We start from the raw sequence: 14,494 nt of genomic DNA on the forward strand, positions 1-14,494 counted from the left end.
GCTTTTTTCCTGTATTTAGCGTGTTTTTTTCATTAACCGATTGCTTTTTATGACACTCATATCGGGAGGCGTCTGCTTATCCATACCAGTGCCTAAGTAGAACCCCGTGTGTGGTGGTTGATTGTATCCCACATTTTGCCAGGCAATACTTAGTCGGTATTGCGAATCGTGCATCAGCGTGTACAATCTATGATCGGTCGGAATGGTCGTCGTATAGATGCGCAGCGACTGGTTATCATTTGCACGAAGGATGAGTTCCTCCCTCCAGTCACCCAAAATGTCTGCGCTCAGATTAGGCGTATTTTTGGTTCCGTTAATGGAGCTAGCTCCATCAGCTGTAAAGATTCTCCCTTGTTTATATTTCTCGATGTAGTTGCTGTTTAATAATTCCCTACTCAGGTCTCCATCCCACCATATTAGAAAGTTGGCCGCCCTTGGCGCAGGACCTACGGCTTTCCCCGCCGCATTATACACTTGTCGAGAACCAGACCACCACATATAAGCCCCTTTGGCATCAGGATCGATGTTTGCAGCTGCTCCGCGGCCGATATCTTCATCAATTCCACCTTTGAACAGAATCTTTCCGGTTTTTGCATCAAATAATGCCGCACCAATTTTTTTACGTTCATGTATTCCAAACACCTCCAAGCCGGGGTTATTCAAATCCAAATCCGTTACATGGAGTGCGTCGCCGTGCCCCAGTCCTGTCGAATATAGCCCCGTACCATCATCATCTACACACATGGATCCGAAAATAATCTCGTCTTTACCATCCCCGTCGACATCTGCTACAGCCAAACCATGGTTACCCTGCCCAGAGAATGGATTCTTACTACCTTCAGAATCAAATACCCATCGTTTCACGAGCTTCTTGTCTTTAAAATCCCAAGCGACCAAAACCGATCTTGCATAATAACCCCGCGTCATCACCACACTTGGATTCTCACCATCTAAATACGCTACACCAGCTAGAAAACGATCTGCTCTATTTCCGTTGATATCGGTTGATCCACCTGTGGCCAATCCGCCCCAAGCACGCATGTCATCACCACGACCAGGTTCATAGGTTACCGTATGAATTTCGCCTCCTGTGAGACCGTCAAATACCGTTAGGTATTCTGGCCCCTGCAGTATACGGCCAAATGTCCGTGATGAACGGACCGTATCACGCCAATCCATTTGCGGATCACCAATATAACTCCCTCGTCCATCTTTTGTACCATCCGCCGTTTTGCACACCAATTCAGCTCGGCCATCGCTGTCCAGATCGTACACCATAAATTGTGTGTAATGTGCCCCTTCACGAATATTTTTACCGAGATTAATCTCCCATAGAAACGTACCATCCAATTTATAAGCCTGTAGAATCGGCTCGGAGGTTAGTCCATTTTGTGAATTATCCGCTCCTCTACCTGTTTGATGTATAATGATCTCATATGCGCCATCTCCATCCAAATCCGCGACGGAAATATCACCAGGCGTATAATTTGCAGGTGTCTTTAACTTTAGCTCGAGGTATTGTTGTACTGCCTCCCCCTTTTTAATGACAAAAGCTTCCTTTTCCACAGCTCCATCAGCCGAGGTTACATAATAAGTAACATTTTTCGAAAAATCGACTTCCTGATCAGTAAAGTTGGTTCCCCGGCCTAATGGCATCGTATTCAATTTTTGATGCGGTCCATTATCGTACTGTCGATAGATATTAAAATCGATGTCCAAATTTTCATTTCCCAGAAGACGCCAACTGATGAACGCTGAAGTCTCGGAAGTCTTTACCGCAACCACCCCTCTATTAAGAAACTCCATCTTACGTTGGGCGTACACTCCATTTATCAGGGTAAATAAGAGGAAAAAGGTAATTATTGATTTGCTGTTCATAATCTGTTACATTATAACGTCAGTTAGACCATCTTCGTTCGGGTTACTTAATTTTTTTACCGTTTACCGTTACATTTTTCAGCTTGAAGTTGGAAATATATTCTTGGTGGATTTCAGGCTTTTTACTGGCGGTGATCGTCATATTTTCAAAGGTGAAATCGGACAGAATATACTGTTCTGAATCATTAACATCGAAGATAACATCGCAATCCAGTTTGATGTTACGCATCGTTATATTTTTGGCATACGACATTTTAATTCCCTTTTCTCCCTTTAAATCAAAGAACTGTGTCCATGGTTTGATATGAAGAAAACTCGCAGCATTACCTGTGACATCTTCTATAATAATATTTTCATACAATTGGGGTGTATCCGGGCGCATCTTTAACTGCAATACTTTCTTTGCGCCATCCACCGTATTCCGTCTAAATATAATGTTGTAGCTATGAATCGATTCACTACCGCAAGTCAGCGTGCTGTGACAAAATCCAAAGGAGCAGTCTTCAATAATGACATTGTAGTTGGGACCGTTGTTATCATCTTTATCTGCTGTTGGCCCTTTACCACCCTTTAATGCAATTGCATCGTCATTGACCGACATGTAGCAATTTCTAATATGTACATTATGGCAGGCATCGAGATCTACCGCATCGGAGCTTGGTGCTTTAACCGGTTTTTCGGGTGCAAATATATGGAGGTCTACGAGCTTTAAATTTTCGCATTTATAAAAGTGGGAAGTCCAAAATGGCGAATTGATCAATCGTATACCCGAGATCCGAACATCCTTGCTATTGGATACATACAATACCCTTGGGCGCATTTCGTCCATGTTGGTACATTTGGGATTAAATGCCCGACGGAGCCAAAATGCCTTCCAATACCGCAATCCATTTCCATTCAAGGTACCTTTACCAGACACTGTAAAACCGTCGACTGCATCAGCATTGACCAACGCACTAAAATACTTCAATGTCTGCCCCTCCATTCGCGTTGTACGCAATTCGAAGTTACTGATATCATCACTTCCTTTCAACACCGCACCTTCTTCCAAATGCAAGTGTGTTTCGGGTTTGAAGAACAATGATCCACTTAAATAAGTTCCACGCGGAATAACCACTACACCACCACCCGCTTGATGCGCTTGATCGATAACGGCCTGTATCTTCGATGTCTGGATGACCGTACTATCGTTTACCACATTAAAATCAGTGATGCGGTATTGCTTTCCCAATTTATTTATATCAGTAGGACTATCCTGACGAAACCAGTCGGGCACTGCTGTGCCATCCGGAAAACGATCTTGTGCTTGTAGGTTTGTACTTAAGCATGTTGCCATGCATGCAACGAAAAATTTCAAAAATGTGTTCTTCATGTGTTCAATTTAGCGAAAAAACAATACCACTGTACTGCTCTAGGAATATAACCATGATAAATCTATCAACTATATCCTGCACAAGCAACCTGTAGCATCCTGTTCCATCACCTTTATCGTTCTCCACTAACGTTACCCCCGCTTTTCCCTATTGTAAAAAGTTTGTTATCCGTACAATTTGGAGTTAGGTCGTAAGGAGCGAAACATCAATCATCTTTGATAAGCTTTAATCCGTCAAAATATTTTCCTTTGGCATTTCGAACTGGTTATTTTCTTTCTCAGCTTTTGGAATTCCAAAATAGAAATACAATGTCCGTGCTATCGGTGTGTTAATTTTCGTTGGGTCACCACTAGGTCCGTTTACACCTGGGCGATTGTTGATCCCCATCGCCAATTTCGTACCTACCGCTGGTATAGCATCCAAGAAAGATACATCTCCTGTTGGCAAATCTGGATAATTTTTAGGTCCTGAGATACCATAAAATTCGAATAAACGCACATACATATCAGGTTGGTCTGTAGCTACCAAAAATTTGCCCTGCGTCGTATTAAACTCCATCCAGGAGATGTCAGAAAAATAGCCTTTGAATTCCGGGAATACCCAAGGACCGATACCTGCTTTTGAATCGTTGTACATACTTTCCCAAGTATTTAGGGTGACACCCTGTAGTCTATTTTTCCATACACGGTACGGACCATTACCTAGCCATTTGGCACCAATGATATAATTTTCAGGATAGCTAAAACTCACACCCGCGAAGGCATAGTCACCTTTTAGACTATATTTATAATCCAGTTTCAACCAGCCATTTGGATGCATGGTCCATTTTAAGAAATCCAAGCTGCCGTCAAAGTCACATTCCACCACTTGATTCTCCCCTTCCTGATACGCTTTAATGCCCTTAAAAACTGCATCACCACTCACTAACACTGGGCCATTATTGAATGCTAATTTCATACTGTACTCATTTGCCAGATCAGAAAGTAGCCCCGTCTGCTTATCAATGAAAACACTAATACCATTCGCTTTCAGCATATATGTAGCAGAATCCTCTTTAAGTTCGACGGACGTGGATGTTTTAACGGCCAATATAGAGGTTGTTATCGCCTCATTGGATTTCACCCGCCAGGTCCAGGTATAAATTTCCTGACCATGTGGATCGACCGCTTTTAAAGAAAGTGCATCATAATTTTTCCAGTCGGTGGGTAAAGCCAAAACTAAACTACCTTTTGTATGTGGTTTGATATCGTCGGCGGTCAAGCTAGCAGTATGCTTTACCGAAAAGCCGGACTCATTATCGTATGGTTTCTTGTAATCGATTAATTGGTATTCGAAAGAACAATTCGAAAGATTCGTATGGTGGTAACGATTCTCCACTGGTACCGTACCCGTGAAGTCCGCCGGTAACGACTTCATCTTGATATGAACGGGTGAAAAAATCTCCCGGATAGCGTAGAAGCTTCCCTCCTTTTCACGATGTGGCCCTACGACACCATCTGGTGCATTCACTTTATTGACGTCGATAATACCATTAAAATCTGTACGTACAATACCTTCATCTGCGAAATCCCAGATAAAGCCACCGCCCCCCAGCTTGGCTTGCCAGTGCAATTCCCAAATATCGGCTAAGCCTGCCGCAGCCCCACCATCATCCTGCGCATGCAAAAATTCGGTTGTCATATAGATATTAGGCCCTTCTAATATTTTCTGTGTAGAAGAATAATTCTCATAATGATTGCCATCAATACCGTTAATAGCGTTACCCGGTCTATGATGCGCATGCATAACGACCCGATCAGACAAATCGTATTTACGGTACTCATCAACCAGTTCTTTGTTATGTCCGCCCTCATTTCCATTACTCCAAATAAAGATCGACGGATGATTGACATCCCGAATCACCATCTCACGTACCAACTTTTTGCCTACCGGTGTTGCATAGGCTTGTTGCCATCCGGCCAATTCGTCCAATACATATAGTCCTAATGAATCGCATATATCTAAAAAAGATTTATCGGGCGGATAATGCGAACAGCGAACGGCATTCATGTTCATTTCCTTAATTAACTTGACATCCATCAAATCCAAGCGTGCGTTGACACTGCGTCCCGTCTCGGGCCACCAGACATGTCTGTTTACGCCTTTCATCTTAACTTTGGTGCCATTTACATAGATCCCATCTCCCTGACGTACTTCTATTGTACGAAAACCGAATCGCTCTTTGGTTTTATATATTTCTTTTTTATTCGACTTTAAGGTAAAATGCGCATAGTATAGATTGGGGGTTTCTGCCGTCCACAATAGCGGTTTTTTGGTTTTAATCGAAATGTTTTTAAGCGAGTCCTTTTCTCCAACTTTAATGGTCGAAGAACCGATGGACGTGTTATTTTGATCTCTGATATCTACGACAATTTCAGCATTTTTAGCAACGTTTTCGAAATACACATTTGCTTGAAATGTGCCGTCAGCTTTCGCATCGATTGCAGTCCAGGTGATATGACTCTGCGGTGTAGCTTCGAGATAAACAGGGCGATATATACCGCCCAAGATCCAGTAATCCGCTAGACGTTCTGCGTTATTGACCGAATTATCTGCCGACATTTTGGATACCTGTACCTCAATTTGATTTTCCGCACCATACTTAACTTTGTCTGATATATCGTACTTAAATCGGTAAAAGGACCCTTGATGAATGTCTCCTGCCAGCTTCCCGTTTATTTTCACTTCGGTATCGGTCATGGAGCCCTCAAAAACGATGGATACCTTTTTACCTTGCCAATCTTCAGGCACTAAGAACTTGTGCTTATATAAGCCTTTTTCATCGTTAAACTTAAAGTTCTTGCCATAGGTTACGTAATCCCGACCATAGTTATACGATCCAAATCCCTGCTGTTCCCAATGGCTTGGCACTTCTATCGTCGACCACTTACCTGCCTTTCGTCCACCACTGACCCAAAACTCCCAGGTGACGGTATTTTCATTATCGATACCCGACAAATATTGAATTTCCTTTGTCTGACTAATACCAGTCGAAAAGGATAATAAGTAAATCGCTATACAAAAAATATTAAAACGCATAAACTACAAGTTATAAGGTTTAGTAAAAAAATGGTCGACCCGAATATAGGTATCTTTTACGAAAACCGTATCCTGCGCTATCCTGCGATTTGTCCGAATACACCCCTATTTTCCTACGAAACAGCTATCTACTCAGCTTATACAGAAGGTCTGAGGTTTGTATAGAAGGGAACCTCCATATGTTCGCATGAATTATCAAGGATACTCTGCGCAGCATATCTACCCATCAGCTCAAAATCTGTCGACACTGTCGTGATTCCATCAAGCATATATTTTTTAAGGGGTGTTTCATTATAAGAGATCACGCCAATATCTTGACCAATCTGATATCCTTTTGCAATGATCTTATCCAACAGCAGTACGAGGTCATCCTCTGCTAAATTAATATAACAGACTTCCTTTTTAACACTCTCTTTGTCTAGGTTATCCACCAGGAGATGGTCGAAAGCATACTCTTGGCAAAATTTATAAAACCCTTTGATAATCGCTTTGGGATAATCGCTTTTGTCTGGAAATATCAGCTTGAGTGTCTTATATTTCGATAGTGGTTCCAAGATCTGCTCCAGTGCTTCATAGATATCTTTTTCATAATTCTCATGAATAACGGCAAACTTACCCTCCAGACCTTCTACTGTCTTTCCCAGCAACACGATTTTCTCGGAAGGAATCAATGAAAGCACCTCTGCTGCTTGATCCCTTCCCTCTTTGAAGTGTGGGAATATGACATATCGGTCGTACGATTTCGATAGATTTTTAAGCAAATTACGGAGATGGCTGATATCGCTATTGTAGACAAATAGATCCAATGAGGCTTCATTTCCTAATGTCTGTGCAAAGGAATCGTACACTATTTTTTTATGGACACTTAGCTTATTCAAAAAGATAGCAATGCGTTTTCGATCCACCTCTCCTTTTAAGATGAAGTATCCTTTTCCCGGGTTGGCTTTGATGACCTCCTGCTTTTTCAAGAAATTATATCCCTTTTCAACGGTATCACGGGAGACCCGTAATTGCATACTAAGTTCATTGATGGAAGGGAGCGGGTCCCGTACTTTTACTATTTTATTTTTCACTGCTTCGATTACGCCATCTGCGAGCTGCATGTACATCGGAATTGAAGAGAAGTTATTAATGTGAATACTATTAATTAGCGCTGCACCTTTCATCGTTCAAAAAATTAGTGATTAGAAATATGGGTTTATAATTTAGTGTTTTGCATCACTGTTCCACAAACTTATTCCTATTTCAATTCAACGTGCCAGTAAAATTCACTCAAATTACATGCACTATCGTCTCATTTGCGCTAAAACCAACTTAATTAGACCATCATCATTACAGATTACTATTCCATATTTAACTGATAATCAGCTTAAAAATAGATACATGATGGTACGGGATACAATTTCACAATAATTTGGCTAAATTAGTCGCATTATAGCGCCTATTGTTTTAAAAGTAGACCAATGTATAGACAGGTAAGTTTGTTAATTGTGTTGTTGTTTTTCCTCTCTGGATCGCATACTTACAGTCAGTTCCTCAACTTAAAATTCGATCATATTACTTCCGAAGACGGCCTTCCCCACAGTACCATACACGGTATTACAAAGGACAAGTATGGATTTATGTGGTTCGGTACCTGGTCGGGTTTAGCCCGTTACGACGGATACAAATTTCGGATATACCGTTATGATGCTCAAAATCCCAAAAGCATTATTAACAACAGGATTCACAATATTCTCACTGATACCAGTGGTACGGTATGGGCACTAACGTTCGATGAAAATTTCCTTTGCAAGTACAATTACGATACCGATAATTTTGAGCGGATTCCTAGAGATAAGGTTCCTGATGAATTATGGCAGCGGATAATAAGAAGAAACCACCGGCTCAGTGTAAATTACACCTACAAACAGCATCAATGGTACTTAGACAGCTATACCAATGCCGTGGTCGAAACATATCTGCCTTTGGGGCTCCGTAAACAGTATGGTACCGACCCTATCGACATGTGGTCTATCAATGACAATTATGTCAGCGATATTTATCTTGACAATCAACGGATTTTGTGGTTAGGCACCTATAGCAATGGTATCAACAAAACTTATCTTGAGGCCAACCCTTTCCGTTACCTGCATCATGATCCCTACACACGCAATTCCATTATTGATAACACCATACGTTCCATCTGTGAAGATCTATCAGGAAACCTATGGATTGCCACCCGTAGCAAAGGTATCACCGTGGTACAAAAAGACGGACGGTACCAACATTTTCAACACGATGAAACGGATGTAAATTCACTTCGAAGCAATTATATTAAAAAGCTTTTCTGTGATTCTCAGGGTTACATATGGATCGGAGGGCAGCGTGGGCTTGATCGGTATGATCCGCGGACCAAGAAAATAACACGGATAGAGCACCCTAGGCTGTCGAACATGACCGTATTTGGTATCATGGAAGATCACCGGCACAATATATGGCTGGCTACCTGGAACGGGATCTTCAAGTACGTAAGATCTACCGCTACAATAATCCATTATGATCCGGCCAAGACATTGCCGCAGGAGCATGTATGGACGATTTTCCAAGACAGCAAGCAGCAGATATGGGTTGGAACGGAGGGAAGTGGAATTGTAATTCTTAAAGAACAGCGCAACGGGGAGCTCTCTACCGTGATGCATTTAAAGCACGATAGCAGTGCTGTGAATACCCTGAGTGACAATCGAATTTACAGTATCTACGAAGATCAACAACATAACGTATGGATAGGCACCGGAAACGGGCTCGATCGTTATGATCCGACAACAAAATCCATCAAACATTTTTCCGGACCTTCCTACCCGCTAACGAAAGGAACGATTGCGGGTATAACAGAAGATCAGCAAGGATTTCTGTGGGTAAGCCACAAACGGGGTATCTCTAAAATCGATAAAAAAACATTCTCCATACGTACGTTTTCACAACAGGATGGTCTGCAGAGCAATGAACTGGCAGAAGGTGCGGTTTATAGAAGTCCCCATTCCAATCTATTGTATTTTGGTGGCAATAAAGGTGTTAACATGTTTCATCCAGACAGCATAAAGACAGACACGATCCCCCCTCGCGTGGTGTTTACCGAGTTACAAATACTCAACGAACCTGTCGAAGTAAATGGCACTGTAAATGGAAGGATATTGTTACAAAAGCCGCTTTACTTGACTACATCACTGGACCTCACCTACGATGACAAAAGCATAGCCATCGAATTTGCTGCTTTGCATTACACCAATTCAGCAGGAAATAAGTATGCATATATGTTGGAGGGCTTTGATAAAGATTGGATCTATACAGATGCGGCAAAACGCTCTGCCACGTATTCCAATTTAGCGCCGGGAAAATATACGTTTAAAGTAAGGGCATCCAACAGCGATGGTGTGTGGAATCCCAATCCAGCGACCTTACTTCTTACGGTCGCTCCTCCCATCTGGGCCAGTACGGGTGCATATATCCTCTACACCTTAATCCTTTTGGGGTTATTATATGCCTTCTACTATTACATCGTACGTTACGCAAAATTGAAGAGTAAACTTACCTACGAAGCCATCCTCCATGAAAAAGAACGGGAGTTGCACGAAAGTAAGGTGCAGTTCTTCACCAATATTTCTCACGAAATAAAAACACCTTTGACGTTGATATTAACACCCATACAGCAATTGCTACAACTATGCAAAGATAATTTGACGATCCAAAGCCAGCTAAGAACCATGGAGAATAATGGGAATAGGCTTTTAAAAATCGTAAACCAATTGCTGGATATCCGTCGGTTTGAAACCGGTCACGAACAATTGACCCTTGAGCACCTGGATCTCGTTGACTTTGTACGCAGCGTGGTAGACTCCTTCCAACAAGCAGCCCAAGCAAAAGAAATAGTCTTGCAATTGAATACCACCCTCCCCTTGTATCGGATCGATTTCGATCCCGATAAGATAGAAAAGGTATTATACAACCTGCTCTCCAATGCCCTGAAATTCACGAAAGAGGGGGGGCAGGTAACCGTTTCAATATATATCAGATTGGATAGTGGCGCTAAACACCTTACAATTGACGTCGTAGACAACGGCATAGGAATTCAACCTGAAGATATAGCACGTATATTCCAACCCTTTCAACAAGGAAAGTCGACAGTGTCGGGGGGATCAGGGCTGGGTCTTACTTACAGCAAATCACTCGTCGAACTACACGGTGGCACCCTGTATGCAACAAGTACGCAAACAGCGGCTAATCAAAATCACACCGTCTTTCGCCTTACGTTGCCGATAGAAAAAAGCTTAGATCCCGCAAAAGAGCGGCCCACAGAATATTTTCGATCCGCTGCCATCAGCTCAAGTACCGAGGGACAACAGCCCGAAATTGAGCTCCCTATGCCTAGCGCGTTACCTAGAAAATGTATGTTACTGATTGTAGAAGACAATCCCGAGATGCGGGGTTATCTCTGTGAATTCTTTTCCAACACGTATCATATCGTCGAAGCTTCCGACGGACTGGAAGGTATAGCTCTAGCGCGAAAACATTTACCAGACCTGGTAATCAGCGATGTGATGATGCCCAACATGGATGGAATTACCTTTTGCAGGCATATCAAATCGGACCTCCTGCTCTGCCATATCCCTGTTATTCTATTGACGGCCAAATCCCTCGTCGAGTATGAAATAGAGGGTTTGGAAATGGGTGCTGACGATTACATCGTTAAGCCGTTTCATCTTCCGTCATTGGCGTTAAAAGTCCGAAATCAACTGTTCAGTTACTTTCGCTTGCAGGAAAAATTCAAACAGAAGGTATCGCTAGAGCCATCTGTGGTTAATTTCGCATCTCCCGATGAATCCTTACTTCAAAAAGTATTAAGTTATGTTGAAGACCACATTTCAGATTCCGACTTAAAAATCGACGCCATATGCTCCTCTGTGGGGCTTAGCCGTGCACAGCTCTACCGAAAGATGAAGGCATTGACGGGGTATAGCATGGCCGATATGATTAAAGAAATTCGGTTAAAACGTGCGCAACAATTGCTTCGGGAGAAAAAATTTCAAGTTAATGAAATAGCATATATGGTGGGATTCACTGATTCTGATTATTTCAGAAAGTGCTTTAAAGCAAAGTTTGGAGAATCTCCTTCGGCTTATGCAAATAGCGATTCCGAGAACGGCGCTACTCCTCTGTAGAGTTTCATCTAAACGACGGTTGTAATAAATCGCCAGGTTTTGGAATACGATGTTCTCAAATATCGTTGAATAAAGCGTCATTGTGAAACATCAGAGTTCTACAAAACATATTAGAAGGATAATGACAGGATAGGAAATGCCATCCTGAGCCGAACGAAGTAGAGTTAGAATAGCAGAATTGATCTATTGACGAAGCAATTTTATGAAATATTGCTTCGTCAATAGAGCGTTTTTTATTATATTTGCTTTATCAATAGAGCAATACTATTAAATATGGAAATACTTAAAGAGAAATCGGCCATTGTATTAGCTCAAATAGGCATGGATTTTCAGCGTGATTTTTTAAAAAAAATCAATTGGCAGAGCCGACTGATTGGGTTATTAGGTGCACGGGGGGCGGGAAAAACAACCTTATTGCTACAACGCATGAAAAGCTTAGATATACCCACTGATGAATGTCTTTATATCACACTCGATGATCTGTATTTTGCAAATCACAGCTTGGCCGAAACAATCGAGTCATTTCGTAAATCTGGCGGAAAATATTTGTTTATCGACGAAGTTCACAAATATGACGGTTGGGCGCGTGAAATCAAAAATATTTATGACTTCTATAAGGATATCCATATTGTATTTACAGGATCTTCAATCATCGAAATGCTCGACCTTGAAGTGGATCTAAGTCGACGCGCACATGTATATCAACTACCCGGACTTTCCTTTCGGGAGTTTTTGGCGTTTGAACATGAATTGCTGTTTCCTGCGCTCTCATTAGACGAACTCCTAAAACAACATGAAACTGTCGGTCGAAAGATGAATGCGTACAAGCCGTTAAAGCTATTTACAGAATATCTACTATATGGATATTATCCCTTTTACAAGGAAGATAGGCAAAGTTATCTTGTCCAATTATCCAATGTGGTTAATCTTACCATTTCTTACGACCTGGCTTTCATAGAAGACATTGATAAACAGCAGGTACACAAAATCAACCAACTATTGTCTAGCCTCGCCATGCAGGTACCCTTTAAACCCAATGTGACCGAATTGTCCAAAACTATCGGTATGGGAAGAAATACCTTAATCCAATACTTCCATTACCTGGAGCAAGCAAAATTGATACAAATGGTTTATCTGGAAGGAAAGGGACTCGGACCACTAGAGAAACCGGGAAAACTACTATTGAACAATCCAAACCTATTTCATGCCCTTTCTACGAAGCCGAAAAATGAAGGGAGTATCAGAGAGAGCTTTTTTGTAAACCAGCTAAGAAATGCAGGATACACCGTCGATTTGGCCAAAAAAGGCGATTTCGTTGTCAACGGAGAACATATTTTCGAAGTCGGTGGAGCCAACAAGCGCTTTGATCAAATTGCTGATATACTTAATGCCTATATAGCTGCAGACGACATCGAGATTGGAGCCGGAAATAGAATTCCGCTTTGGCTATTTGGATTTCTGTATTAGAAAGATGAATAAGATTATTATTATTCCAGCGACGGAAATTTGTACCTTTATTCACAAACCTTTCAAAAAATAGCTAATATGGATATTTTTGATGAAGAATGATCGATTTTAAAATTATGAAGAAACTCAATTTAATAGTTCTACTGTTATTAACTCTTACTTTTAGTTCGTGCAAACTTGGACGTTATATCGTCTATAACTTTGCAGATATTAATGATCACAAAAAATTCCCTGCCCGTACAATCACTCATGGCGACACTAGCTTTCATTTTGCTGTTGCAGCAGAAGGACACTACCCGAAAAAAATAGAATACAAAGCACAAAGCCACGATTTGGATACGTTTCTAGCGGATCATGAATCTGTTGCCTTTATGATTATTCACAACGATAGCATCAAATACGAGAATTATTTCAGGGGCTACGACCAGTCGTCTGTTGTACCCTCCTTTTCGATGGCGAAGTCAGTGACTTCCATATTAATCGGCTGTGCCTTAGAAGATGGTTTGATCGGGTCTGTCGACGAACCTATCACCAAATATATTCCTGAACTCTCCAAAAACGGATTCGATAAGGTCAGCATCGAGCACCTGCTGCAAATGACTTCCGGACTGGACTTTAATGAAGGGTATTACAATCCGTTTGGAGAGGTAGCTACCTTTTACTATGGTATTAACTTGCGCAAAGCGATTAAAAAGCTAAAATTAAAAGATACACCCGGCAATAAATTTGAGTACGTCAGTGGCAACTCGCAGTTACTTGGATTGGTATTGGAACGTGCACTTGCCAATAAAACAATTAGCCAGTATTTAGAAGAAAAAATCTGGCGTCCATTGGGGATGGAATATGATACAAGCTGGAGTCTCGACCGAAAGAAAAATGGTCTTGAGAAAACATTCTGTTGCATCAATGCTGTTGCCCGCGATTATGCAAAAATAGGCCGTCTGTATCTCCACGAAGGCAACTGGAATGGTAAGCAGCTCGTTCCGGCCGATTGGGTAAAGACCTCTACAAAAATAGATACAGTAGCTGGTAGTGCCTCTTATTACCAATACCAATGGTGGCTACCCTCAAAAGGTGGTGATTTCATGGCGCAGGGTATTCTTGGGCAATATATTTATGTCAACCCCGATAAAAACCTTGTAATAGTGCGTCTTGGAAGAAAAGTCGGCGATGTGAATTGGGCGAAGGTATTTACAACGATTGCAGAAAGCTATTAACCAAAAGATATGTAGCTTGTAATTAAAGAACATTTTAGGTGTTTTTGTTAAAACAAAAGCGAAAAGACATGAAGTTGATTTTGGATATAAAAGACGATAAGGCACCTTTCTTCATGGACGTTATAAAGAATTTTAAATTTGTTAAAGCAGAACCTATTTCTTCAAGGAAAGCCGAGATATACAACAACGTACAACAGGCAGTCAAAGAGATGAATGATATTTCAGAAGGCAAACTTGAGGCTAGAGATGCAACTGAATTTCTAAATGAACTATAGTGTAAAAA

At 41.4% G+C, this 14,494-nt stretch carries 8 protein-coding genes; 4 read left to right on the forward strand and 4 right to left on the reverse strand.

From position 1 onward, the window contains the following. Positions 1–15: 15 nt before the first annotated feature. The 4 genes from FAZ19_RS14735 to FAZ19_RS14750 all read right to left on the reverse strand — a co-directional run bounded on the left by FAZ19_RS14735 (position 16) and on the right by FAZ19_RS14750 (position 7,495). Entirely contained in the window at positions 16–1,878 is a 1,863-nt protein-coding gene (locus FAZ19_RS14735; RefSeq protein ID WP_136821512.1) for a rhamnogalacturonan lyase, read from the reverse strand. Positions 1,879–1,921: 43 nt separating this feature from the next. After that, positions 1,922–3,250: a rhamnogalacturonidase gene (locus FAZ19_RS14740; RefSeq protein ID WP_188876141.1), complete on the reverse strand. Its 1,329-nt coding sequence runs from the start codon at positions 3,248–3,250 to the stop codon at positions 1,922–1,924. A 226-nt stretch (positions 3,251–3,476) separates the two neighbouring features. Continuing rightward, positions 3,477–6,329 carry a glycoside hydrolase family 2 protein gene (locus FAZ19_RS14745; RefSeq protein ID WP_136821513.1) on the reverse strand — a complete coding sequence of 951 codons (2,853 nt, stop codon included), beginning with the start codon at positions 6,327–6,329 and terminating at the stop codon, positions 3,477–3,479. A gap of 137 nt (positions 6,330–6,466) precedes the next feature. After that, positions 6,467–7,495, reverse strand: a complete 1,029-nt coding sequence (locus FAZ19_RS14750) for a GntR family transcriptional regulator (protein WP_136821514.1) — start codon at positions 7,493–7,495, stop codon at positions 6,467–6,469. A 297-nt stretch (positions 7,496–7,792) separates the two neighbouring features. Here FAZ19_RS14750 and FAZ19_RS14755 point away from each other — a divergent pair, with 297 nt between their 5' ends. The 4 genes from FAZ19_RS14755 to FAZ19_RS14770 all read left to right on the forward strand — a co-directional run bounded on the left by FAZ19_RS14755 (position 7,793) and on the right by FAZ19_RS14770 (position 14,486). After that, positions 7,793–11,527: a hybrid sensor histidine kinase/response regulator transcription factor gene (locus FAZ19_RS14755; RefSeq protein ID WP_136821515.1), complete on the forward strand. Its 3,735-nt coding sequence runs from the start codon at positions 7,793–7,795 to the stop codon at positions 11,525–11,527. Between the two features lie 273 nt (positions 11,528–11,800). Then, positions 11,801–12,994, forward strand: coding sequence for an ATP-binding protein (locus tag FAZ19_RS14760; RefSeq protein ID WP_136821516.1), 1,194 nt, complete (start codon positions 11,801–11,803; stop codon positions 12,992–12,994). Between the two features lie 116 nt (positions 12,995–13,110). After that, a complete protein-coding gene (locus FAZ19_RS14765; protein WP_136821517.1) occupies positions 13,111–14,211 on the forward strand; it encodes a serine hydrolase domain-containing protein in 1,101 nt (366 codons plus the stop codon). Positions 14,212–14,279: 68 nt separating this feature from the next. Continuing rightward, positions 14,280–14,486, forward strand: coding sequence for a hypothetical protein (locus tag FAZ19_RS14770; protein WP_136821518.1), 207 nt, complete (start codon positions 14,280–14,282; stop codon positions 14,484–14,486). Positions 14,487–14,494: the final 8 nt, after the last annotated feature.

Source organism: Sphingobacterium alkalisoli (assembly GCF_005049105.1).
In the GTDB taxonomy this organism is placed as follows: domain Bacteria; phylum Bacteroidota; class Bacteroidia; order Sphingobacteriales; family Sphingobacteriaceae; genus Sphingobacterium; species Sphingobacterium alkalisoli.

What these genes read in the sequence shown, in the direction of transcription:
- FAZ19_RS14740 (WP_188876141.1), bottom strand. Translation starts at nt 3,250, where the DNA reads ATGAAGAACACATTTTTGAAATTTTTCGTTGCATGCATGGCAACATGC.
- FAZ19_RS14745 (WP_136821513.1), bottom strand. Translation starts at nt 6,329, where the DNA reads ATGCGTTTTAATATTTTTTGTATAGCGATTTACTTATTATCCTTTTCG.
- FAZ19_RS14750 (WP_136821514.1), bottom strand. Translation starts at nt 7,495, where the DNA reads ATGAAAGGTGCAGCGCTAATTAATAGTATTCACATTAATAACTTCTCT.
- FAZ19_RS14735 (WP_136821512.1), bottom strand. Translation starts at nt 1,878, where the DNA reads ATGAACAGCAAATCAATAATTACCTTTTTCCTCTTATTTACCCTGATA.
- FAZ19_RS14765 (WP_136821517.1), top strand. Translation starts at nt 13,111, where the DNA reads ATGAAGAAACTCAATTTAATAGTTCTACTGTTATTAACTCTTACTTTT.
- FAZ19_RS14755 (WP_136821515.1), top strand. Translation starts at nt 7,793, where the DNA reads ATGTATAGACAGGTAAGTTTGTTAATTGTGTTGTTGTTTTTCCTCTCT.
- FAZ19_RS14770 (WP_136821518.1), top strand. Translation starts at nt 14,280, where the DNA reads ATGAAGTTGATTTTGGATATAAAAGACGATAAGGCACCTTTCTTCATG.
- FAZ19_RS14760 (WP_136821516.1), top strand. Translation starts at nt 11,801, where the DNA reads ATGGAAATACTTAAAGAGAAATCGGCCATTGTATTAGCTCAAATAGGC.